We start from the raw sequence: 20,388 nt of genomic DNA on the forward strand, positions 1-20,388 counted from the left end.
GTACTTGTGACAAACGAGGAAGCCGCGAGGAATAGCGCGGCTAATCCTCACTAACCTCGCCATCAGACGCCCGATCAACAACGGGCTGATTGTGAGGTAAGACATGAACCAGACAATTCAGAAACTCTTGTCCGCGAACAAGCTCGCGACCGACCTTGTTCTTGCGGTCTTAAGCGGCGTCAGCGCGTATTTCACCTATCAGGGTGCAGTGCTGGCCCTCGATCAGGACAGTGCGCAAGCCGCAATTAACACTTCGGCCCTGATCTTTGCGACCGGCGTCTCGGCGGCATTGTTCCTGTTCTGGCGCTATGCGCTCGGCATCGTGCCGATCATGCCGACGAACAAGACGCGGCGGATGGGTATGGCGATCATCGGGCTTGGCTGCATGTTCATTGTGGCATTGAGCTCCTGGATGAATGTCATGGCTCTGGCCGGGGCGGGTGCGTTCGAGGCCCATATGCGGGTTGGCCTGAAGCAGCACGATGCGGCGCTGACCAAGGCCTATGTGAGAGCAACCGCTGTCGGCGGACTGGTTTCGGACCTTGATCTCGCGGCCAAGCGTTACCGTGATCTTGCGGACAGCGAAATCCGGCGTGGTGCTCTGACGGGTGCGGCAGGAGCCGGTGGTGTTTCGGACAGTCTTCTCGCAACGCAGAAGACCTTCGGAGAACTGGCAAGCGCCATCCGCAACGAGCTCAAACGGTTCGAGGACCTCCATCTCCAAGGCCGCAAGGCCCTCACCGAGATGGAAGGCGCAATCACCGGCAACGATGCGATTGAAACCCGGCGGTCGGCCTTTAGCGCCGAAGCCGCAAAGGTCGCGAAGATTGTGGGGGAGCTGGGAAGCGGAGAGCTGACCGATGTCATTGCCCGCACTATGCGCGGACTGGAGGGCGGCACAGGTCTCTTCAGTACGTCGATCAGTAACGGTCGGCTCGCAAAGGCCCAGAATGCCGCGCTGCAACGGATCAGTGACGAGCTTGCGCAAACCGGTGAACGGATTGCCAAGGCCGCCGATGCGATCGGCAAAGCTGACCGGATCGAAGTCGAAGCGTTCGAACGGATCGGCGTCGCCAAGGCGGTGGTGCTGTACGCGGGTGAGCTGCTCCCCTACTGGGCAGGTGGTATGGGGCTCGACCTTATGCCCGTGGTGCTGATCATGCTCCTGATGCTGTTTGCCTATGCAATGGACGGACGGAACGTGACGGACCCCGACATTGACGGGATGTCTTTCGGTCAGGTGCGAAAGGTGATCTTCGCGCTGAGAGAAATGGAAGGAGGTCACGTAAGGCAGGTGACGGCGGGAACGACCACAACCCTTCCCGCCGACCAGAAGGCTCTTCCCGCCGGTAACGGCAGAGCGATGGAAGAAGCCGACGATCCCAACCGCCTAAGCCGCGAAGATGAGGCGGAATGGGAACAGCACATAAAGGGGTAGATCACCGATGGCCGGACAGGAAACTGTCCGGCCATCATTTTAGAACAGCGAGAATTGCTTGCTGCTCTCTTCGAGTTCGCGCCATTCGCGACTCTTTGCGGCGTCTTCAAGCATCAACCGGACAACCGCTTCAGCTCCGCCATGCTCGGCGACGACGGGCTCATGAATGAAGTGAGACCGGTAGCCGGTTTCGGTAATGGGAAGCGGCGCACGCTCCGGCTCGATTGTTCTCACTTCTATATGGGACATGGCATAGCCGTAGATGTCCTCGAAGCTCGGCGACCAGCTCCGGCAATAAGCGATCTCGATCCGATAGCCGCGCCAGTCGATAATCTGGCGATCGTATTTGTCTGCGTTGTGATCGGCCATTACGCCACCTCCTTCTCGGAGGTGGCGTCGGCGGCCTTGCCCGCTTTTGCGGCAAGGAAATCGGCGGCCCGCTGTGCATGTGCGGCAGCGGAGAATATGGCCCGCTTGTCGTTCTTCAGGACTTCAAGCCAGCTTCCGATATAGGCGGCGTGGTCGTCACGGACCTCCGGCGTGATCTCAAGATCGGCACAGAGGAATGCGGAACCCAGTTCGGCGACAAGTTCCTCGCGGGCGTAACTTTCATCGCCCCAACGCTTGCGACCAAAGCTCCGGTCGAGGCGTGTCTCGTGACGAGTCCAGTGCGTGAGCTCATGGGCGAGCGTAGCGTAATAGCTCTCGGGATCACGGAAGGCTTCGAAGTAAGGCATCTGCACGTAGTCGGTGGTGATACTGTAGTAAGCGCGATTGCCACCGTGACGGACATCAGCCTTGAGGGCAGCAAAGAAGCTCTCCGCATGTTCGATCCGCTGCGGCGCATCCATGCGCGGTGCGGGCTTGCTGTAGTAGTGGTCGGGAAGGCCGTCGATCTGCTCGACGTTAAAGACCGTGTAGCCTTTCATGTAGGGAATGTGCTGTTCGACCTCTTCGCCGGAGTCGGTTTCTTCGGTGCGGGTCAGCGTGTTGGCGTAGACGACAAGCGCGCCCTTTTCGCCCTTGCGGACAGTGGCACCGAGCGCCTTGGCCTGGCGGAAAGTCATCCAGATCGGGGCGCTGAAGCCAGCCTCCATGGCCGATGCCCAGAGCATCAGGATGTTGATTCCGGAATATGCTTGACCGTTATGGCGAAGGGGCTTGTTGATTTTTCCGGCGGCGTGTTCGGCGCTCCAGGGCTTGATCCAGGGCCGGATGCCCTTTTCCAGCTCGGCAACGATCTTGTTGGTGACGCGGGTGTAAACGTCCTGCTTGTTTGTGGTCTTGCGTGTCATGTTCCGTCTCCTTCTCAAGTGGCTTTTCTCAAGACGCGGAAACGGAGAGCCGGACGGGATAGCCGCTAACGATCAGTGGCGGTCACTGCCCAACACGGTCCCGCCAATTCTTGACTGGCGGGAGTGGTGCGGGCGGGCATTGACCGAGCGGCGCGTCCGGCTAGATGCAGCGTCTAAAACTTGAGGAAAGGCACGCGAAGGAGCGGTGCGATCAGGTCACGCAAAGACCATCTGGCAGAAGTGATCAGACCAATTAGCAAGGATCAGGCTTCGCGAAAGGCAGGAAGTAAGCGATCAAGCCGGGCGGGAAATTCGCCACAAATTTGCCACAAGCCGAAGCGGCCCAAGGAAGAGAATGGCGGGTTCATGCGGGTTAGAGCGGACCGGTATTTTGTGGCAAAAACGGCCCCAAAGGGCCGATTTCTTTCCGGTAATTTCCGCTAAGTCATTGATTTAGTTATGGCAGGGGCAGCAGGATTCGAACCCGCGACCTACGGTTTTGGAGACCATTGAAAGTCTAGCTATTCTGCGGCTTGAGGGAAATTCGCCACAGATTTGCCACATGGTTTTTCGTTGAGGCGCGACAACATACCGATACGCTCCTCGGCGCTGTTTTCAGCCTTCTCGATCAAGTGGCCATAGGTGTTCAGGGTCGTTTCGATGTTCCTATGCCCCATCAATGTTTGAATACGCTTCAGGTTCATCCTGCTTTCAATCAACATGGACGCATAGAAGTGCCGCAGGGCGTAGGGCGTGTATGCTGGCTTTTCTTTTGCCTTGGCTCCGCTTTGGACAAGCTTGACCAAACCGGCTTCTCGACACGCAACCGAAAACGCGCGGTTACGCCAATTATCGATGCTTTGCCAGTGCCCGGTTGCCGTTGGGAAAATCAGGTCATGACGGTTATTGGAACTGTGCTCTTCAATATATTCCGTGACCATATCGTAGACGTGTGGGCTTAGTGGGATGAAGCGTCGTCCCGCCTGTGTTTTTGGAACGGAAAGTTTGGTCCCTGGGCGCTCTATCGCTCTTGTTACCTCGATCCCGCCATCATGGAGCCCCGATCTAGCGACAACCAGGTACTCTTGGGGGCGCATACCGCTATCAGCGGCGAGGTAAAGCATAGGCCGATATCTACGCCATGCCTTGGCAATTTGTTTGTTCTCGGATTGCGACAAGCGGTCGGCAGCGGCTAGCAGCGCATGCACTTCTTCTGTGCTCGGGATGGCTACAGGCTCGTCGTATCGAGAGTCAGCCCTGATGCTGATACCGGATGCGACATTACTGGCCATAAGACCGCGCTGCGTCATTTCTTTAATGACCGAATGGAATGACGAAAGGACTTTGCGGGCCTGATCCCGGCTAGCGCAATTCACGAGCAACCACGACCGGAAAGCAATAATGTCTGGAGCTGTCAGCTCCGACAGCAATACGCTCCACTCATAACGCTTCATGATTTCTGCGCGATGCCGATAATGTTGGAGCGTGTATTTGGTAATTGGGTCGCGTCCCTCGCGCCCTTCCTTTTCGCAAATGTCCAGCCACTGCTCTATCGCTTGGGCGACGGTCATGCGAGTTGATTGTGATTGGCTGGAATTGGCCCTGTGTGCGCCGCTTTCAACGAACTCGCGTGCTTCTTTCAGTGTCGCAAATGTTTTGAAGGCATACCCGGATTTGGTTGCCTTGCTTGGATATCTAACTTGGTAAGTCGTTCCTTTTTTAACTTTTCTTTTTCTTATGTCGGACATGAATCTATATTAGCAAAACTCCAATTAATTACTACTTTTATTAAACATCCCCCTCAGGTTTTTAGTCGCTTCTACATGAAGCTCCATATAGATTTTCTGCAACGTGCCCTTCTCGATTTTGAGCTTTCCGTCGATAGGATCGACAAAGAAGGGAAGCTTTCTGCGGCCCTTGGCGTCCGCCTCGGCGGCACGTTTCATCTGCCGCGAGCTGAGCTCAATTCCCATCTCTGACAGGACTTCACGGGCTTGATGCAGGTCGATGAAGCACAACTGTTTCATCGCACCTCCTAAAGCCCGAAGTCGGATGCAGCACTCTTATACGGACCTCGATCTTTCCAGCCCTCGATGGGATCACCATTGCGGTAACGGGGGGTCACCGGATCGCCATACTCGTCAACGGGCTGGTAGTACAGATTGGCATTGCGAATGTGCTTTATGCCAAGTTCACGAAAATGCTCACGCTGCTCCAACATCGCCTGAATAAATTCATCGATGGTATAAATACCTTGAAACCTAATCTTCATAACAACCTCTATATAATGTCCATAATACTATAGGTTGTATTAATAAACACTTAAGAATAGCTCTTAACGTAGCCCTGACCGCCACTCTCAGGCAGTTTTATATGTAGGAGCTTTCATTCAATCCCAGAGACGATGAAAGTTCTCTGCAACCCATAGCATTGCTTCCTGGGCCTCCTTATCGTTCATCTCGGTCTCACCGAATTCGATTAAGGCCTTACCGTGGTTGCGCATCACCGAAAGCTCCGCTTTCGTTGCGGCCTCAAGCTCCTCGTCAGCCTCGAAGTCCCCCCTTGCAACGGTCGTCGTATGATCAGCCAGAAACACGAGACGGGGACCAAGCCATGCGGCAAGACTTGCTTTTAACGTAATGCAGTCCTGGCCAATCGGGGTTCCCCAGGTTTTCGCATAGCGTTCTTTGTGGGCTTTATCGGATTCATCATCCATGTCGCACCTCCTTCCTTGGGTCTGATGCATCGATGGATAGCAGGAAAACCGCTATCCATCGATTAGGCATTAAGATGCTTACTCGTCGCCGTGTTGTCGGGCGTCACGCAGAAAATCGATCAGCCGGTCGTCGTGGTAGTCGTGCTCGAATTCCCGGATTTCCTCTTCGGACAAACCGCCGTCCAAGTCCTCCAGATATGCAACCTGATGTGCCTTCTCCTCGGCTGCGTGACCGAGAAACTCCTCCAGCGACTGCCCCCAGTCTTCGGCCAGGTCCGTGACGGCATCGATCTCGAACTGCGTCAGATGTACCGCCACCTCAATCCGTCGTTTGTCTTGCATCGCCTGTCTCCTCATCTCGTTGTCGCTGACATGAAGAGATTGCCTGAGCCCTGCATCGCGATTCCTCGCGCATTCCTCGCGGACCTTCCGCGCAAACAAAAACAGGCCGCTCCGAAGAGCGGCCTGTTGGGTTTAGGGTTGATGCTGCCTTAGCGGCGGGCTGCCTTGGTATGATGCTGGAGATCGTCGAAGGCGTAGTTGCGCATCTCGGTTTCGACAAAGTTCTTCAGCATGGCGTTGAGGGATTTTTCGCCGTTGCGCTTGGCACAAGCCTTCGCCGCCCGGATTTCATAGTCGCTGGCGTAAACCTCCAGCACGATCTTGCGTTTCATGGTCTATCGCTCCTCTCGGCTCGTCGTTTCGATGAGCCAGACCGTACCGGCGGGAGCGATTTAGATTCCTCGTGGTTTCCTCGTGGCGGTCATCCGGACCGCGCCTACCGATCAGGTCGCTGGGCAGCGACCGCCCAACCGCTCCAGCAAGGTCGCGCAAAACCGAACCTGAAAATCCCTTCGTCAATACCTCCAAAAACTGCCTGTCCAGTTCTTCGCCCTCCAGACGATCAAGGGCCTTCCCCTGCCGATGATGGTGATGGGGGACGCATGAAAGGCCTTGAACGTCATGGGGACCAAGGGGGCCAACAGCCAAATGGAGGTAAAAATGACTGGGATTTATACGGCTGCGGATTTGCGAACCTACTCACTGGATCAGCTCTACGGGCTTTATCGCCGCTTCGAGCGTGACCTGATCGAAAGCACTGGCGGATCACCCGAGCGTCGGATTGCACTGGCCAATCTCGAAAACGTCTCGCATGCGATCTGTCTTCGCTACGCGTTCCACAATCACTTGCGACGCGGATCGAACCGAAACTTCAAACCGGGCTTTTAACAAGCCCGGCTTTTCGTGTTTGCGCCATACAGGTTTTGGCCTGCTTCGTCCGGCATCATCCGTCACCCTCACATCGTAAGGGGTGACGGTGTGCCAGAAGCAGGGCAAGGAACCGCCTGCTTTGGGGGCTGCATTCCCGAGCCCTCATTTCGGCAGCTTAGCTGCACGAGGAAGCGGCGAGGAATGCTTGCCCCGATCACGAATAGCTTTGCCTTCGGAAATCTGAACCCGAGGAAAGCAGTCGATGACCCGGCAACTGGACAAACATAAGCGGAAAAGCGGAAAGGCGCGCGACCACGCGCAGGCCTCTTCGCTCGACCCGCGTCTGGTCGCGCTGGTCAAGTATCTTGCGAGACGCGCGGCAGAGCGCGATTATGAAGACATTCAGAAAGCATCATTGAGCCAAGCGGACAGGTCCGGGGCAGACACTTCGGGCGACGCGGGAGCGGATTCATGACGAAAGTTGCCATTTACGCCCGATATTCCACCGACATGCAGCGCGCCGCCTCGATCGAGGACCAAATCAGGGTCTGCGAGGAACGTGCCGACAAGGAAGGTTGGGCCGTCCATAACTGCTACACCGATCACGGCCAGTCCGGAGCGACGCTGCTTCGTCCCGGCATCCAGATGCTGTTGCAAGACGCGCTCGCCGGTCACTTCGAAATCATCGTCGCCGAGGCGCTCGATCGCCTCTCCCGCGATCAGGCAGATATCGCTGGTATCTACAAGCGGCTCAATTTTGCAGGCGTGAAGATCCTCACGCTCGCCGAAGGCGAAGTGAACGATCTTCATATCGGCCTCAAGGGCACGATGAATGCGCTTTATCTGAAAGACCTCGCCGACAAGACGCGGCGGGGCTTACGCGGCCGTGTCGAAGCGGGCAAGTCCGGCGGTGGCAACGCCTATGGCTATGATGTTGTCCGCAAATTCACCGAGACCGGCGAAGCGATCCGGGGCGACCGGACGATCAATGAGGCCGAAGCCGCGATCGTGAACCGCATCTTCGAAGAATATGCGAGCGGCGAGTCTCCCCGCGCGATCGCCAAACGCCTCAATGCGGAAGATGTTGCCGGTCCTTCCGGCAAGACCTGGGGGCCGTCCACCATTCACGGCAACCGGCAGCGCGGCACGGGCATTCTCAACAATGAGCTCTATATCGGACGGCTCGTCTGGAACCGGCTCCGCTATATCAAGGACCCGGAGACCGGCAAGCGCGTCTCGCGCCTGAATGACGAAGCGGACTGGATCATTCAGGACGTTCCCGAAATGCGGATCGTCGATCAGGATTTATGGGACCGCGTGAAAGCGAGGCAAGGGGCGCTCAAAGCTAAGACCAGCTCTGCCGCCAGCCACGACAAGGACGACGCGGGCTATTGGGACCGCCGCCGTCCGCGCTACCTGTTCTCAGGCCTCATGAAATGCGGGGCCTGCGGTGGCGGCGTCGTGAACCTCAACGCACACCGGATCGGCTGCGCCGCGGCGCGCAACAAGGGGACGTGCGACAACACCCGCACGCTCAAGCGCGACGATGTCGAGGCAGCAATCCTGAACGGTCTTCGCAACCATCTGATGGACCCCGAGCTCTTCTCGGTATTCTGCGAGGAATACACGCGCCATCTGAACAAGCTCCGCATCGAACACAATGCGGCGCGTTCGGGCATGGAAGCGCGCCTCGCCAAAATCGAGCGCGAGCTCGACAAGCTAGTCCAAGCGATTTGCGAGGGCATTCCCGCCGCCAAGGTCAAAGACAAGATGTGGGAGCTGGAAAACCAGAAGGCCGAGCTCGAAGCGAAGCTGAAGGACACGCAGGAAGAGCCCGTGCTAATCCACCCCAATATGGCAGCGAGCTATCGCGATCAGGTCGCAGCACTCCATGACGCTCTGAATGACAAGGCCCGCCGTGCGGAAGCCGTCGATATTACCCGTTCGCTGGTGGACAAGATTGTCCTGACACCAACGACGATCGACGGCAAGGACACGCTTGCCATAGACCTGCATGGACACCTTGCTGGCATCCTGAGCCTGGCCGCAAAAACGAAAAAGCCGCTCACCGAGAGCGACTTTTCCGTGGAGTCTACAAAACTGGTTGCGGGGACTGGATTTGAATTTGATAGACCCGACAGCGGTGAAACTGCCGGGTCTACAAAATTGGTTGCGGGGGCAATCGCCGAATTTCGATTCAAATTTGCGGGGCCGGGTCATTAAACCCAAAAGAGATAACCTCTTAACCCGCTACGAAGTGAAATCATAACTCTCTCTTTCTTGTCAAGTCGTTAAAGCGCCGACAAGAGGGACACCGTTATGGAATGGGGACAGGCCAAAATTGAATTTCTCGCCTTGCGCGATGAAATCCAGACCGCCCTTGCGAATGGCAAAACCGCCAAACGCATTCACGCCGATCTAAAATCCCAAAATCGCATCACCATGTCGCAACGGTCTTTTTACGACTGGCTGCGTCGTGAACGCCTGGCTGCGACGACGAGCGTGGCCAAGCTACCGGTCCCAACCAAATTGACCGGCCATTTTTCCCCCTCAAAACCACCCGCTCCATCATCTACGGCAGTCGCCGTGCAAACCGGACGTGATCCCATCGAAGGTTTTTTCGCAATGGAAAAGCGCAACTTTGATGACGCCTGGGACGGTGAACTCGCCGCCCTCCCTTCTCCTCTCGACAATCAGGAAGACGAGCAATGAGCGCAGAAGTGCCTTTGTACGGCAACGATCCGCCTGACCTGCCTTCACATCACCGCCAGGGATCGGACCTGGTCTGGTGATGTCTGAAGGATTGCCCCATCCGGCCCGTTACCCGGTTTGAAGACCGGGTCGGGCCACCGGCAATAAAGGACAGAACCATTGGGGATCACCGTCATGACAATTTTGAAAACTGCCAAAGCCCAAAGCATGAACTGGCAGTCCGAGCTTGTCTCTCTGACCTCGCGCCTGCGCAAGGCGCGTCTCGATAAAGGGTTAAGCCAGTCTCAAATCGCCAACCAGCTTGGCATCTGCGAACGCAGCTATCGCGATTTTGAGGCAGGCAAAAGCGATCTTTCTTCAAGCCGACTTTTCAAACTCGCCCAGTCACTGGGCGTCCGGATTTTGATTTCCTAGGGAGCATTCCATCATGGCACTTATCAACATGACATTGCAGGGCAAAGGCGGGGTTGGCAAATCCTTCATTTCCAGCCTGCTGGCACAATATTACCTGCCGCGTGTCGAAAACCTGCAATGCTTTGATACCGATCCGGTCAACCAGACCTTTGCCGGTTACAAGGCTTTTCCGGTCGAAACCATCCGCCTGGGCGAACGGCAGGACGAAATCAATGCCCGCTATTTCGATGCCCTGATCGAAAAAATCATCGAACTGCCTGACGATGCCGTGGTCGTGATTGACAATGGCGCATCAACGTTTCTGCCGCTTCTTGGCTATCTGGTAGAAGCCCAGGCTTTTGACGTGTTGCGGGAACTCGGTCATGAAATCCGCCTCCATACCATTGTTACCGGTGGCCAGGCCGCGACCGACACCATTCAGGGTCTGCTCCAGATCCTGTCTCACTTACCGGATCTGCCGATTGTCGTCTGGCTGAATGAATATTTCGGACGGGTGGAGCGACACACCGAGAATGGTCAGACCGAAGGCTTTGAGCATTCCGGCCTTTATAAAAAGAACCGCGACCGTATTCACGCCCTGGTCCGCCTCCCTGAAGTCCGCAAGGAAACCTTCGGGCATGACATCGAACAAATGATGCGCGCCCGCCTGACATTCGATGAAGCTACCCATTCAGCAGACTTCCCTGTCATGGCCCGCCAGCGCCTGAAAATGACCTGGCGCACCATTCATCATTCAATGGAACAGGCGGTGCTGTGATGATTATCGAAAACAGAAAACCGTTATTTGCTGATCATCAGAACAAGAAAGAAGATGGTCGAAAGAATAGCCCATATCCACAAAATTCTCATGAATTTCCGGTTCTGCCCGAGGTGGTTGAACAGAATAATCAGAGCAACAGCGAGAGGGACGGCAATAATGGAAAACGCCGCCCAAGTGACAAAATGGCAATCGAAGCCGGGAATGCAAACCGTCAGTCCGGCGTCACTGGTCCCTGGCACGATGCTATCAAAGAAATCGTTGAGTTTTCTCATGAAAATGACCTTCGTCTTAATTTTATCAGTTATCTGATTATCGGATTTAGTCTCAACACAGAGTTAATTGCGTTTTGGACATATGGATTTTTTGCCACCAGTCTCGCTTTGCTCTGCGTCAATTATTATTCGGACAATATCCGTCTTTTATCGAAGGCACTCAAGCCGGTTGCAGACTGGCACCGAGACCCGGTACTTGCCAATCTGATTGGCTCTCGCCTGTCGTTGTCGGTTCTCGCGATTGCACTGACAGCAAACAGCGGAACTTTCCTGAGCAGTGATGCACCGATTGGAGCGATTTTGCTGGCAATGCCGGGAGGGATTTTCTCCGGAATTGTTACATTCGCATCTATCACCCATCGTCATCGGATAAAAAACGCGGAGGCAGGCAATGCCAGGGCCGCTTGACGATGCACCGCCGCCGCCGGTGACGATGGACAGTATTGAGGAGCTGCGCACCTATCTGTGGCAGCAGCACCAGATCACGGTTGATCAGGATGATCCGATCTTACTGGTGCATACCATCCTGCGCCTATCGCTCGATGAACAGCGTCGCCTCAATGATCAATATAACCGGGCCCTGTCGCAAACCCTGCGTGATGCCTCGCAGGATTTCACCAAAGACGTTTTGACCGCGATTGATGCCTTCAAGGCTGAAGCCTTGGGCGATGTCGTGCGCGAACGCATCAAGACCATGAATGAAACGGCAGAGATGGCGGAAGACGCCATCAGCCAGTTCGCCCGCCTGCTCCGCACCCAGAAAATCCTGACCACGCTCAACATTCTCGCCGTCGTTTTTGTCGTCGGCGTGTTGAGCGCCCTGACCCTTTAAGCCCGATTTAACCCTGCATCCAAACCGAGGACAACATGACCAAAACAAATACCCTGACTTTGTGCCTGGTGGTGGCGCTGGCCACCCTTGCCTTCAGCGACCCCGCCTTTGCCCAGGCCAATACGTCAACCGGATCGGAATGGTATGACCCGATCATCAGCCTGTTTGAAAGCATCCAGACCGGTGTCGGCAAGATCGGCACGATTGTGGTTGGCCTGGGCGTGATGGTGCTGGGGGTCTGGGCCGGGTTTACGGGCCGGATGGATTGGGTCCGTGCGGGCATGATCGTGATTGGCGGCGTGCTGGTTACATCCGGTCCGGCCATCTCGGCTGGCCTGTTTGGCGGGTCATAATCATGAAAGCTGGCAGCGCCGTTCTAACCCGCATTCAAAACCAGATGACCATGTTTGGTCTGCCCATGCCGCTGATGATGCTGTGTGTCGTGATCGGCGCAATGGGCCTGGTTGTGATGGTCATCCTTGAAATCTTCTGGCTGATGCTGCCGACAATGGTTCTGGGCATTGCCGGGGCGTGGCTGTTCTTCATTCGCAAGATCAAGGACAACATGCACTTTGACCGGGAACTGTCGCTGCCACTCCGCTTCTGGCGGACTGGCCACCCCACCCGGTTGCTCAATGCCGGGAGGAAAGACAAATGATCTGGCCTTCCGTCCTTGCCACCTCGCTTGTCGCCACAATGGCCGGGGGCCTTGTCGTCCCCGCCAGTCGCCGCCTGCTGCTTGGTGATGTCAAATATGACTGGTTACAGGACCAGCTTGAGCTTGACTGCATCGAGAGTGATGCCGCCACCATACGCGGCAAGGATAACAGCCTGTCGCGTGTGTTTCGCTTCATTGGCACGTCTTACGATGCCAAGGTCGAGGCCGAACAGGAAAACCTGCTGCAAGCCCGCTCGATCCTGGTTCACAAGCTGGGCCAACTGGGGCTTAGCCTGCGCTGGTTTGGCATCAAACGCAAACGTGCGATCAATGCACGGGCAACCTGGCCCAACGCGCCCTTGCAGGAAGTCGGTGACGCCGAAGCCAAACAGTTTCGCTCCAGCTATTTCATCGACTGGTATCTGGTGATTACCGGCACGGCCATGCCCGCCCTGAATGAAGCCACCGACATTATTGATGCCGATGGCGCAAAATACGGGGTGGGTCTGCTGGCCAAGGCCCCCGAGAGACAAAACTGTGAACTGACCGGCTTTCTCAATGGCATTGTCTGTGGCGAATATCGCGATGATCTCGCCCCGATCCCCCATGACATTTCCGGCGGATTGCCTGCATCTGATCTGAACTTTCACAAGGATAACGGGGTAATCCAGAGCTTCACCCCGACCGAGAAAGTCCAAAAAGTCATCACCGTGGCCAAGTGGCCGGGCACGGTGACGGGCCAGATCATTAACGACATCATGAATCTCGATGGCGAGATCGAGATTTGCCAGATCTGTGATCCCTTTGATCCGCACAAGGCGCTGTTGTATCTCACCCGCCGTTTAAGTGGCGAACAGAGTGCACTGTTTGGCAATGCCGAAGCGGCTGCGGAAACCGATGCCCTGATCGCCATGATCAATCAGGGCGATGCCACCCTGTTTGCGACGCAATTCCAGATCATCGCCCGCGCGGACAGCACGGTCAAACTCGACAATCTGCTGCGCAAAATCACCCGCAAACTGTCCAGCCACCAGACCCTCTATCATGTCCAGGTGCGCGGTGCGCCGGTGTGCTGGTTTAACCGCATTCCCGCCCGGTCAAAGGCCAAGCTGATCCCGGGCGGTCGCTTCATGTCCTCGCTTGAACTGCGCAGCGAGAATATTGCCGCCCTGTGGGCGATGCAGCATTCCGCCACCGGCCTGACCGAAAGCCCGCTGGGTCCGGCCCCGCTGCGCTGGTTTACCACCACCAGCGGGCAAGCCTATGCCGCCAATTTTCATGTCTTTAACAAAGCCAAGACGCTGGCGAACTTTCTGGTCTTTGCCCCGGCGGGCAGCGGTAAATCCACCCTGCTGATGCACCTTCTAAGTGGCGCGGCCAAGTTTGATCGCATCCGGTCGTTTATTCTGGATTCCAAGGAAGGCTCGCGCTTCATGGTCGAGGCCCTGGGCGGGCTGTATCAATCCTATGAAAAACTCTCGCTCAATCCGCTTGATGTTGGGGAAGACAATCCGGGCAACCGCGAACGCATCAATTTCATTCTCAAGGCGATGGCGGGGATCGACCTCGCCCCTGATGATCAGGAAGCCTTGAGCCATGCCATTGATCTGGCCTTCCAGATCGATCCACCCAACCGCACCCTTAATGCGCTTTACCCTTACGCCTTTGCCAAACGCTCCGAACTGCGCCGGGCTTTTTCGCAATGGGTAACGGACGACAAGGGCAATGCCGGACTGCGCAGCCATATTATGAATGCCCCCCATGACAGTCTGGGCGGGATGTTGAACCAGTCACATATGGTCGGCATCAATATGAATGAGGCGCTTAAAGACCCGTCGCTGGGTGCGCCGATTGTCGGCCATATCGCCGAAACCATCGCCAAATCGGTCGCGCCGAATTTGCGCGGTTTTATCATCCTGATTGAGGAAGCGGCCAATTTGCTGCGCAATCCCGGCTTTTGCGACCTGGCCGCCGAGATGTACCGGGAATATCGCAAGCTCAACGGCATTGTCGGCATGATTTTTCAGGACCCGGCGGCTTTGGTCAAAAGTGGCAAGGCAGAGGCGTTCATCGAGAACACCGCCGTTTTCGTCTTCTTTCCCAACTCCAAGATCGATGATGAAAGCCTGGAGCCCTTCAATCTCAATGACGAACAAAAGGCGTTCGTCAAGGGCCGCACCCGGTCTGACGAGTTCAATGACCGGCGGGTTTTGATCATCAAGCGCGATGAAGTCAGCGGCTATGAAGAAAGCGCCATTCTCAATGTCGATCTTTCGCCGCTCGGCGATCCGCTGCGCTTTTACCGCTCCGGTCCTGACGAAAACAAACTGATGGAAACCTTGCAAAGCAAATGGGGGGACGCATGGCGCAACCACCTCTAAGCCCGCCTGCCTTTTTTCACAAGGCAGAGCCTCAAACCCCAATCAACATCACCGTAGCCCGGGCCGATCTGGTGTTTTTGCTGGTGACACTGGCCGGACTGGCAGTCACCGCCAGTCTGCTGGTGTTCGTGCCGGTTGCCGGGTTCATTCTGCTGGGACTGCAACTGCTCACCACACTGCTGGTCGGCCTGCGCTGTTTTTTGATCTGTCGTTTTAAACGGGGGATGAAATGAACAGGAAATATCTGCGCATTCTGGCCGTGGCCGGGCTTTTGACCATGACGAGCCTGCCTGCCTTTGCGACCTATCCGGTGTTTGATGCCACCTCCTTTGCCAAGATCACCGAACAGTTCAACAAGCTGCAACAGCAGTTTGACGAGCTGATGAAACAGACCGAAATCCTCGGCAAGATCAGCAAGACCGCCCAGGACCAGATCAATGCCATTGGCAAGCTGGGCCAGGTCGCCGTACCGGTGCTTAATCTTGCCAAACTCGGCCAGCAGATCAATCGCGATATTTCGTGTCTGCTGCCGGATTTTTCCAAGCTGATGCCCGGTGTCAATCTTGATGATGTGGACTGGAAAAGCATCTGTGCGCGGCGGTTTTTCTATAACTCCACACTGTGGTTTGATCCCAGGGATCCCGATAGCTGGAAGTTTGGCGAAGAGGGCAGTCCCGATGACTGGGCCATGCCCGAAGGCGGTTCCTGGGGCGGTGAAGGCAACGCGCCCGACTGGAAAAACCCCGATAGCCCAGCTGAACAGCGGCTTTATTTTGCTGCCCGGGCCGCCGCCCGCAAGGCAACCGAAGCCCGCCGGGCAAAAATGGCGCGTGAGGCGGTCAATACCGGCCTCGCCCAGGCTGACCGCACCTCGACCGAGCTGGCCGAAATCAATCAGGACATTATCGAAGAGCTGGAATCACAAAGCGATCAGGCCGTTGACGTAAAAACCTTACTCGCCACCCTGCTCAAAGCCTCTCTGCATCAAACCCGCATTCAGGTGCAGCAACAACAGCAAATGGCGCAGCTGATCCGTATCCAGGCCAACATGCTCATGCAGTTCCGTCCCTCCGGGGATGGTGGTGAGCAGGAAGGAGGCGATGAATGAGGATCGCCTTCAATTCTGGCGGTTCAATTCTTACCGCCAACTTCTTCAATGCTTTTCATCAAACGAGCACTTCTCTCCGCTTCCGCTTTTTTCCGCTCAGCGAGTTTTTTCTGATGCTCAATCTCCGCAGCGATTTGCTCTTCGCTACGCCAATCGGGCAGACCATTACACTGATGATTAAAGATGTCGTGCATCCGAGCAAAGTTACACATCTGCCGTTTTTCATCAGCGTTATTAATTCCGTAGACCGATCCTGCTCCATCCTGGTCCCAGTTCACTTTCACCCAGACTTTGGATTGTGCAATCCACAGATCATAACCCTGCATGATCTCGGTGGCATCGTCCCGATCTTTAATCGCTTCGCGCATCTCGGGGATGGTGCCTTTCAGAAGACCGGCATCATAAGCCGCCTTGGCAACCGGAAAGACCCGGTTCCATTCGGCCCAGAACTGATCCCGGGTCTGAAGTTCATTCCACATCTGTCTGGCATACGCAAAATCAAAAAAATCGCTCTGCTTTGCGCATGTATTGCAGGCCGCCTGCGCTGGGGAACTAAACAGCAGGAGGGTGAGCACGATGGAATTTGAAAACACTCCTGTAGCAAATGCCATTAGCTGCTTCATGTGCGAACCGATGGAACGGTATCTGGATGCTGCCGCCGGATATACCGATGCTTTAAGCAATGTGCTGACCACACCGATGGCAGTCATCTTTGGTTCTGTCGTCGCCATTTGGTTTATCGTCCACGGTATCAAGATGGTGATGGCTAAGTCCGATCTGATCGGATTCTCGCATGAGTTGTTCTTCATCACAATAGGCGCGGGCCTTTTATCTGGCCAGGGAGCCATTCTTGTCAATCTGATCTACAACACTTCCCTTGCCACAATGGGAGGCGCTGCCAGCGTCGTGCTGAAAGCCGCTGCAACGGCGGGTGGTGAAGTCAACGACCTGATAAGAGATGCCGCTGTCAGTTATACGGGCATGACCCAACTGGTCTATATCGCCGAAATCGGCTTTCGAGCCGTGATCGAAATGGCCTTTGCCGTCTGGTCCGAATTCTCGCTCGGCAATCTGATGGCCGGGGTTTATGGCGTTTTGATCGCCATTCCCTGGCTGTTGCTGATGGTGATTTATTTCAGCCAGATCGCCGTCAGTATTTTCCGCGTCATGATGCTGGCCGCGCTGTCGCCCTATCTGATGATGGGTATCGGCTTTGGCTGGAGCCGGGGCATGGTCGTGCAGGCGCTTAAATCCCTGCTTGCGGCGTATATGGTGCTGTTTGGGGCCACCCTTGCCATTGGCCTGGTGCTTTATGCCGTCGCCGCCCTTCAGCTTGACGGTTATGTCGATGCCTCGGGCGACCTTCAGGACATGAAGGTGATTGTTCCTGTCGTGCTCGGCTGGATGGGTTTTGCCTTTGTCACCGAGGCCACGGGCATGGCCAATTCCATTACCCAGTCGCAATTCACCAATTCCGCCGTGGCCGCCATGACCGGTGGGGCGCTGGCGACCGGCATGTCGATTTTCAAAAACGTCAAAAGCGGCCGTCTGCTCAATGCCGCACGCGGAGCCAGCGGGGCCGCCGCCAATGCCTTTGGTGCGGGACAGTCCTTTTTCGCCGATCCCAAGGGCCATGCCAGTTCCTTTGCTGACCGGTTTAACGCCCATCGCGAACGGGTCGCCGAACGTCTCAAAAATCCAACCTCGAACAAAGGGTCCGGTAAATGACCATGCAAATCATCCTGCGCCAATGCGGCCAGCATGCCCGTCAAACCCTGCTGTTTTTGGCCAACCTTTGCAAAAGCTACTGCCTGCTCGGGCTGATCAGTTTCCACATCGTCCTGATCTGGTGGGCGGTTTTTGAACCCGAACTCCTGATCCAGACGATCAAGTCTTTGCAGGCGATCACCCCGGAACAGCTTTCCGAAATCATGCGCACCGCGCTGGTGATCTGGTCGCAGCTTTTTGTCCTCGGCTTTCTCTTCCTGCTGCTGTTGGGCGCACTGCCCTTCTGGCCCGCAAGCTCTCCCGACAGTCGAACCGAGCCTCTTTCCAATAACGCCCCCAAATCTACAGGAGCCCCGCAATGAAACGTCTTTCTCCCCTGCGTCTTGTCTGTTTTGTCGCCGTCACAATGTCGCTGGCTGGCTGCGCCTTTGACGACATCGAACTGCCCAAGGATGGCACTGGTGTCGATAAGCTCAAGGAAAGCCCCTGTGTCTGTGATCCCGTCGAGTTCAATAGCGAGGGATACACATGGCGCGGCTAACCCTCCTGAAGCGCAAGCGCAAGGACGCCCCGCCCCTGCCCAAGGGGCGTCATGCCAGCATCGCCGAACATGATCCTTACGGCTTTCAGGCCAGCCATCGCCGTCTCGCCTGGATGTGTCGGCTACTAACCGCCTCGGTCGTGGTGCTGGGCGCGGGCCAGGTGGTGTCGCTGCAAACCATCTCGGCTCTGGTGCCGCTCAAGGAAAAGGAATTTGTCTTTGTCCGTACCTATGGCGCGGATGATCGCACCTATCAGATCGAACCGATCTCAAAGCAGGTCGATGGTTTTGACCTATTCCTTGAAGCAACCGCCCGACGCTTTATCCGCATCCTGCTGGCGATTGATCCGGTAACGCAAGAGGAACGGCTGCGCGAGGCCTCCAAGCTGTCGTCATCAGCCTATTGGGAGCAGTTTCGCAAGGAACGGATTGCCAGTGGTGAATTACGCGATGCGCTGGATCGCGGGGTGGTGCGCAAGATCGATGTCGAAACCATCAACCGGGTGGCCAGCCTGACCGATGATTACAAGTTCGCCATCGATTTCATCCAGACCGACACCATCAATGGCCGCCCGCTGGGCCAGCCCCAGCGCCTGCGCGCTTACCTCTCGCTGATCACGCGACCGCAAAAAGATGTGCCGGTCGCGGAAAAATACACCAATCCCTTCGGCCTTACCGTGACCGGACTGGTCTTGCGCAAACGCAACCCGTCCGGTGCAGGAGAATAGATTTCATGAAAAACCGTCTTCGCAAATTCGCCTGGACTTTAGCACTCGCCAGCCTGCTGGTGGCGCTGGCTGCCGTTTTTGTCATCCATAGCGCCCGCGCCCAGACTGCGGCTTTTACCTCCTCACGCCCGCCCATGCCCGGGCAGCGGCAAGGAACCAGCACCCAAACCAATGCAGCCAATGCAAACGGCCAACAGGCCGATGCCGCCGCCACAGAAAAGCCCGCCCCCAAGGTGCCTGCCATGCCGGTCCCTGATTCGGTTGTCAAGCAGGCCAAGGATCAGGCCGAAGGGCGTTTTGGCCCGATGATCCGCCCGCGTACCAGCGGACAAATTCAGGATGCCTGGGATTATGCCGAGAAGAATGACGGGGTTTATGTCACCGACATGTGTGAAACCTGCACCTATCGGGTGCGGACCCGGGAATATCTTGTCACCCTGATCGAGCTTCCGGCGGGTGAGGAAATCACCCGCATCGATGTCGGGGATCCCCGAAGCTGGTCGGTCAATAAACGCGATGAACGGCGCATTGCCATTCGCCCGGCCAGTTATGGCTATGACACCTCCATGATCGTTTATGGTGGCTCGGGCCATGTCTATCCCTTCTATCTGCGGGCCGAAGGGGTCAATTCGATCAATATGCCCGACCTTCTGGTACGCCTGAAAGGCTCGGTGACAACCCGCGACGACATGACCGTCGCGATGGTCCGCCCGCAACAGCGGATGCGCTATGGCAGCGGCGTTCAGCGGACCAGGCTGCAAAACGAGGCCGGGATTATCCTGCCCGATGCCGGTACCGGTACCCGCCAATATGGCGACATTCAGGAAATCCCGCTTGATAACCAGGGCAACCCGATCCAGCTGACCGGTCCTGATGGCACGCCGCTTAAAAGCGACTATCAGGCCCGTGTTACCGGCTATTATCAGGGCCGCCCGATCATTGAAAACATTCCGACCGGCACGCCCGGCGCACCAGGCAGCACTTCCCGGCCCGATCTGGTAGCCGGACGGTTCGATCGCGACGGCAATCTGATTGATCCGCTTTCTTACGACGGCAGCCTGCCGGTTTATACCGATGAAAACGGCCAGATCATTGCCGGGCAAACCGCCAATAGTGCTGGAACGACAGGTGAAACGACAGGCCAGACAACAGGCAATGCCGCGACTGGCAAAACCGGCTCGGGCATCACAATCACCCGCACCCGGAATGGCATCATCACCCGTGCGGGTGGCACGGCCAGCAACCAGGTGGTTTCTCAAACCGGCCAATCCGGCACGCCCGATGATGCCGATACAAAAGCAACAGGCAATACTGACAGCACCAATAACCAGGAACTTGCCGCTGCGGTTCATGATCTTGGCGATACCGACCCCGGCACGCCAAAGGATGATTTTATTGCCGATGCCGGGTTTGATCCCAACAAGCTGCGCGGCTGGGGGGATTATGACCTGTGGGGCGATGATGAACTGCGCCCGGTCACGGTGTTTCGTGATGACTATTTCACCTATATCCGCTTTGGCGAGCGCTGGAAGGATCTTGAACTGCCGACCGCCTATGTGGTGGTCGATGGGGTGGACGAGCTGGTCAATACCC

The 20,388-nt window shown here is 56.3% G+C and carries 28 protein-coding genes; 19 read left to right on the plus strand and 9 right to left on the minus strand.

Annotated elements, in window-relative coordinates:
• Nucleotides 1–103: 103 nt before the first annotated feature.
• On the plus strand, nucleotides 104–1,438 hold the full coding sequence (locus TH25_RS20410) for a hypothetical protein (protein WP_114090127.1): 1,335 nt from the start codon (nucleotides 104–106) through the stop codon (nucleotides 1,436–1,438).
• A 39-nt stretch (nucleotides 1,439–1,477) separates the two neighbouring features.
• Here TH25_RS20410 and TH25_RS20415 read toward each other — a convergent pair whose 3' ends face one another.
• From TH25_RS20415 to TH25_RS20455, 8 genes are all read right to left on the minus strand, one after another.
• On the minus strand, nucleotides 1,478–1,807 hold the full coding sequence (locus TH25_RS20415; protein WP_114090128.1) for a hypothetical protein: 330 nt from the start codon (nucleotides 1,805–1,807) through the stop codon (nucleotides 1,478–1,480).
• Complete coding sequence (locus TH25_RS20420) at nucleotides 1,807–2,733, minus strand: ArdC family protein (RefSeq protein WP_114090129.1); 927 nt, start codon at nucleotides 2,731–2,733, stop codon at nucleotides 1,807–1,809. The genes TH25_RS20415 and TH25_RS20420 overlap by 1 nt, the downstream gene beginning before the upstream one ends.
• 521 nt (nucleotides 2,734–3,254) lie before the next feature.
• Complete coding sequence (locus TH25_RS20430) at nucleotides 3,255–4,481, minus strand: tyrosine-type recombinase/integrase (RefSeq protein WP_114090130.1); 1,227 nt, start codon at nucleotides 4,479–4,481, stop codon at nucleotides 3,255–3,257.
• A gap of 24 nt (nucleotides 4,482–4,505) precedes the next feature.
• Nucleotides 4,506–4,760, minus strand: a complete 255-nt coding sequence (locus TH25_RS20435) for a hypothetical protein (RefSeq protein ID WP_114090131.1) — start codon at nucleotides 4,758–4,760, stop codon at nucleotides 4,506–4,508.
• 8 nt (nucleotides 4,761–4,768) lie between these two features.
• Nucleotides 4,769–5,005 carry a hypothetical protein gene (locus TH25_RS20440; protein WP_114090132.1) on the minus strand — a complete coding sequence of 79 codons (237 nt, stop codon included), beginning with the start codon at nucleotides 5,003–5,005 and terminating at the stop codon, nucleotides 4,769–4,771.
• Nucleotides 5,006–5,122: 117 nt separating this feature from the next.
• Nucleotides 5,123–5,449, minus strand: a complete 327-nt coding sequence (locus TH25_RS20445; protein ID WP_114090133.1) for a hypothetical protein — start codon at nucleotides 5,447–5,449, stop codon at nucleotides 5,123–5,125.
• 78 nt (nucleotides 5,450–5,527) lie between these two features.
• Entirely contained in the window at nucleotides 5,528–5,791 is a 264-nt protein-coding gene (locus tag TH25_RS20450) for a hypothetical protein (RefSeq protein WP_114090134.1), read from the minus strand.
• Between the two features lie 149 nt (nucleotides 5,792–5,940).
• Nucleotides 5,941–6,123 carry a hypothetical protein gene (locus TH25_RS20455; RefSeq protein ID WP_114090135.1) on the minus strand — a complete coding sequence of 61 codons (183 nt, stop codon included), beginning with the start codon at nucleotides 6,121–6,123 and terminating at the stop codon, nucleotides 5,941–5,943.
• 328 nt (nucleotides 6,124–6,451) lie between these two features.
• Between TH25_RS20455 and TH25_RS20460 the strand changes: the two genes are divergently transcribed.
• The 13 genes from TH25_RS20460 (at nucleotide 6,452) to TH25_RS20520 (ending at nucleotide 15,798) form a co-directional block, all read left to right on the plus strand.
• A complete protein-coding gene (locus tag TH25_RS20460) occupies nucleotides 6,452–6,679 on the plus strand; it encodes a hypothetical protein (protein WP_147253057.1) in 228 nt (75 codons plus the stop codon).
• A 244-nt stretch (nucleotides 6,680–6,923) separates the two neighbouring features.
• Nucleotides 6,924–7,136 carry a hypothetical protein gene (locus TH25_RS20465; protein ID WP_114090137.1) on the plus strand — a complete coding sequence of 71 codons (213 nt, stop codon included), beginning with the start codon at nucleotides 6,924–6,926 and terminating at the stop codon, nucleotides 7,134–7,136.
• Nucleotides 7,133–8,884 (plus strand): recombinase family protein, encoded by a 1,752-nt coding sequence (locus TH25_RS20470; protein WP_114090138.1) that lies wholly within the window; start codon nucleotides 7,133–7,135, stop codon nucleotides 8,882–8,884. The genes TH25_RS20465 and TH25_RS20470 overlap by 4 nt, the downstream gene beginning before the upstream one ends.
• A 96-nt stretch (nucleotides 8,885–8,980) precedes the next feature.
• Nucleotides 8,981–9,373, plus strand: a complete 393-nt coding sequence (locus tag TH25_RS20475; RefSeq protein WP_114090139.1) for a TraK family protein — start codon at nucleotides 8,981–8,983, stop codon at nucleotides 9,371–9,373.
• Between the two features lie 174 nt (nucleotides 9,374–9,547).
• Nucleotides 9,548–9,787 (plus strand): helix-turn-helix domain-containing protein, encoded by a 240-nt coding sequence (locus TH25_RS20480; protein ID WP_258549244.1) that lies wholly within the window; start codon nucleotides 9,548–9,550, stop codon nucleotides 9,785–9,787.
• Between the two features lie 13 nt (nucleotides 9,788–9,800).
• Nucleotides 9,801–10,544, plus strand: a complete 744-nt coding sequence (locus TH25_RS20485; RefSeq protein WP_114090140.1) for a P-loop NTPase family protein — start codon at nucleotides 9,801–9,803, stop codon at nucleotides 10,542–10,544.
• Nucleotides 10,544–11,227, plus strand: a complete 684-nt coding sequence (locus TH25_RS20490) for a hypothetical protein (protein ID WP_114090141.1) — start codon at nucleotides 10,544–10,546, stop codon at nucleotides 11,225–11,227. The genes TH25_RS20485 and TH25_RS20490 overlap by 1 nt, the downstream gene beginning before the upstream one ends.
• Nucleotides 11,211–11,651 (plus strand): hypothetical protein, encoded by a 441-nt coding sequence (locus TH25_RS20495; protein ID WP_114090142.1) that lies wholly within the window; start codon nucleotides 11,211–11,213, stop codon nucleotides 11,649–11,651. The genes TH25_RS20490 and TH25_RS20495 overlap by 17 nt, the downstream gene beginning before the upstream one ends.
• A gap of 35 nt (nucleotides 11,652–11,686) precedes the next feature.
• Nucleotides 11,687–12,004, plus strand: coding sequence for a TrbC/VirB2 family protein (locus TH25_RS20500; protein ID WP_114090143.1), 318 nt, complete (start codon nucleotides 11,687–11,689; stop codon nucleotides 12,002–12,004).
• Between the two features lie 2 nt (nucleotides 12,005–12,006).
• Nucleotides 12,007–12,309 (plus strand): hypothetical protein, encoded by a 303-nt coding sequence (locus tag TH25_RS20505; RefSeq protein ID WP_114090144.1) that lies wholly within the window; start codon nucleotides 12,007–12,009, stop codon nucleotides 12,307–12,309.
• A complete protein-coding gene (locus TH25_RS20510; RefSeq protein WP_114090145.1) occupies nucleotides 12,306–14,690 on the plus strand; it encodes a VirB4 family type IV secretion system protein in 2,385 nt (794 codons plus the stop codon). Before TH25_RS20505 ends, TH25_RS20510 begins: the two co-directional genes overlap by 4 nt.
• Complete coding sequence (locus tag TH25_RS20515; RefSeq protein WP_114090146.1) at nucleotides 14,672–14,923, plus strand: hypothetical protein; 252 nt, start codon at nucleotides 14,672–14,674, stop codon at nucleotides 14,921–14,923. Before TH25_RS20510 ends, TH25_RS20515 begins: the two co-directional genes overlap by 19 nt.
• Nucleotides 14,920–15,798: a hypothetical protein gene (locus TH25_RS20520; RefSeq protein WP_114090147.1), complete on the plus strand. Its 879-nt coding sequence runs from the start codon at nucleotides 14,920–14,922 to the stop codon at nucleotides 15,796–15,798. The genes TH25_RS20515 and TH25_RS20520 overlap by 4 nt, the downstream gene beginning before the upstream one ends.
• A gap of 23 nt (nucleotides 15,799–15,821) precedes the next feature.
• On the opposite strand, the gene TH25_RS20525 is transcribed toward TH25_RS20520, so the two are convergent.
• Complete coding sequence (locus tag TH25_RS20525; RefSeq protein WP_147253058.1) at nucleotides 15,822–16,409, minus strand: hypothetical protein; 588 nt, start codon at nucleotides 16,407–16,409, stop codon at nucleotides 15,822–15,824.
• Between TH25_RS20525 and TH25_RS20530 the strand changes: the two genes are divergently transcribed.
• From TH25_RS20530 to TH25_RS20550, 5 genes are all read left to right on the plus strand, one after another.
• Complete coding sequence (locus TH25_RS20530; protein ID WP_114090149.1) at nucleotides 16,375–17,526, plus strand: hypothetical protein; 1,152 nt, start codon at nucleotides 16,375–16,377, stop codon at nucleotides 17,524–17,526. The two genes, TH25_RS20525 and TH25_RS20530, sit on opposite strands and share 35 nt — an antisense overlap.
• Nucleotides 17,523–17,888, plus strand: a complete 366-nt coding sequence (locus TH25_RS20535; RefSeq protein WP_114090150.1) for a hypothetical protein — start codon at nucleotides 17,523–17,525, stop codon at nucleotides 17,886–17,888. The genes TH25_RS20530 and TH25_RS20535 overlap by 4 nt, the downstream gene beginning before the upstream one ends.
• Nucleotides 17,885–18,067, plus strand: coding sequence for a hypothetical protein (locus tag TH25_RS20540; RefSeq protein WP_114090151.1), 183 nt, complete (start codon nucleotides 17,885–17,887; stop codon nucleotides 18,065–18,067). The genes TH25_RS20535 and TH25_RS20540 overlap by 4 nt, the downstream gene beginning before the upstream one ends.
• Complete coding sequence (locus TH25_RS20545) at nucleotides 18,055–18,795, plus strand: VirB8/TrbF family protein (protein ID WP_114090152.1); 741 nt, start codon at nucleotides 18,055–18,057, stop codon at nucleotides 18,793–18,795. Before TH25_RS20540 ends, TH25_RS20545 begins: the two co-directional genes overlap by 13 nt.
• 5 nt (nucleotides 18,796–18,800) lie before the next feature.
• The coding region (locus tag TH25_RS20550; RefSeq protein WP_114090153.1) for a TrbG/VirB9 family P-type conjugative transfer protein at nucleotides 18,801–20,388 on the plus strand (1,588 nt) is incomplete at its 3' end.

It is taken from the genome of Thalassospira profundimaris, assembly GCF_003326755.1.
GTDB classification, from domain to species: domain Bacteria; phylum Pseudomonadota; class Alphaproteobacteria; order Rhodospirillales; family Thalassospiraceae; genus Thalassospira; species Thalassospira profundimaris_B.

What these genes read in the sequence shown, in the direction of transcription:
- TH25_RS20530 (WP_114090149.1), top strand. Translation starts at nt 16,375, where the DNA reads ATGGAATTTGAAAACACTCCTGTAGCAAATGCCATTAGCTGCTTCATG.
- TH25_RS20485 (WP_114090140.1), top strand. Translation starts at nt 9,801, where the DNA reads ATGGCACTTATCAACATGACATTGCAGGGCAAAGGCGGGGTTGGCAAA.
- TH25_RS20415 (WP_114090128.1), bottom strand. Translation starts at nt 1,807, where the DNA reads ATGGCCGATCACAACGCAGACAAATACGATCGCCAGATTATCGACTGG.
- TH25_RS20490 (WP_114090141.1), top strand. Translation starts at nt 10,544, where the DNA reads ATGATTATCGAAAACAGAAAACCGTTATTTGCTGATCATCAGAACAAG.
- TH25_RS20470 (WP_114090138.1), top strand. Translation starts at nt 7,133, where the DNA reads ATGACGAAAGTTGCCATTTACGCCCGATATTCCACCGACATGCAGCGC.
- TH25_RS20510 (WP_114090145.1), top strand. Translation starts at nt 12,306, where the DNA reads ATGATCTGGCCTTCCGTCCTTGCCACCTCGCTTGTCGCCACAATGGCC.
- TH25_RS20525 (WP_147253058.1), bottom strand. Translation starts at nt 16,409, where the DNA reads ATGGCATTTGCTACAGGAGTGTTTTCAAATTCCATCGTGCTCACCCTC.
- TH25_RS20435 (WP_114090131.1), bottom strand. Translation starts at nt 4,760, where the DNA reads ATGAAACAGTTGTGCTTCATCGACCTGCATCAAGCCCGTGAAGTCCTG.
- TH25_RS20505 (WP_114090144.1), top strand. Translation starts at nt 12,007, where the DNA reads ATGAAAGCTGGCAGCGCCGTTCTAACCCGCATTCAAAACCAGATGACC.
- TH25_RS20455 (WP_114090135.1), bottom strand. Translation starts at nt 6,123, where the DNA reads ATGAAACGCAAGATCGTGCTGGAGGTTTACGCCAGCGACTATGAAATC.
- TH25_RS20545 (WP_114090152.1), top strand. Translation starts at nt 18,055, where the DNA reads ATGGCGCGGCTAACCCTCCTGAAGCGCAAGCGCAAGGACGCCCCGCCC.
- TH25_RS20440 (WP_114090132.1), bottom strand. Translation starts at nt 5,005, where the DNA reads ATGAAGATTAGGTTTCAAGGTATTTATACCATCGATGAATTTATTCAG.
- TH25_RS20535 (WP_114090150.1), top strand. Translation starts at nt 17,523, where the DNA reads ATGACCATGCAAATCATCCTGCGCCAATGCGGCCAGCATGCCCGTCAA.
- TH25_RS20495 (WP_114090142.1), top strand. Translation starts at nt 11,211, where the DNA reads ATGCCAGGGCCGCTTGACGATGCACCGCCGCCGCCGGTGACGATGGAC.
- TH25_RS20430 (WP_114090130.1), bottom strand. Translation starts at nt 4,481, where the DNA reads ATGTCCGACATAAGAAAAAGAAAAGTTAAAAAAGGAACGACTTACCAA.
- TH25_RS20460 (WP_147253057.1), top strand. Translation starts at nt 6,452, where the DNA reads ATGACTGGGATTTATACGGCTGCGGATTTGCGAACCTACTCACTGGAT.
- TH25_RS20465 (WP_114090137.1), top strand. Translation starts at nt 6,924, where the DNA reads ATGACCCGGCAACTGGACAAACATAAGCGGAAAAGCGGAAAGGCGCGC.
- TH25_RS20410 (WP_114090127.1), top strand. Translation starts at nt 104, where the DNA reads ATGAACCAGACAATTCAGAAACTCTTGTCCGCGAACAAGCTCGCGACC.
- TH25_RS20420 (WP_114090129.1), bottom strand. Translation starts at nt 2,733, where the DNA reads ATGACACGCAAGACCACAAACAAGCAGGACGTTTACACCCGCGTCACC.
- TH25_RS20475 (WP_114090139.1), top strand. Translation starts at nt 8,981, where the DNA reads ATGGAATGGGGACAGGCCAAAATTGAATTTCTCGCCTTGCGCGATGAA.
- TH25_RS20515 (WP_114090146.1), top strand. Translation starts at nt 14,672, where the DNA reads ATGGCGCAACCACCTCTAAGCCCGCCTGCCTTTTTTCACAAGGCAGAG.
- TH25_RS20500 (WP_114090143.1), top strand. Translation starts at nt 11,687, where the DNA reads ATGACCAAAACAAATACCCTGACTTTGTGCCTGGTGGTGGCGCTGGCC.
- TH25_RS20540 (WP_114090151.1), top strand. Translation starts at nt 17,885, where the DNA reads ATGAAACGTCTTTCTCCCCTGCGTCTTGTCTGTTTTGTCGCCGTCACA.
- TH25_RS20445 (WP_114090133.1), bottom strand. Translation starts at nt 5,449, where the DNA reads ATGGATGATGAATCCGATAAAGCCCACAAAGAACGCTATGCGAAAACC.
- TH25_RS20450 (WP_114090134.1), bottom strand. Translation starts at nt 5,791, where the DNA reads ATGCAAGACAAACGACGGATTGAGGTGGCGGTACATCTGACGCAGTTC.
- TH25_RS20520 (WP_114090147.1), top strand. Translation starts at nt 14,920, where the DNA reads ATGAACAGGAAATATCTGCGCATTCTGGCCGTGGCCGGGCTTTTGACC.
- TH25_RS20480 (WP_258549244.1), top strand. Translation starts at nt 9,548, where the DNA reads ATGACAATTTTGAAAACTGCCAAAGCCCAAAGCATGAACTGGCAGTCC.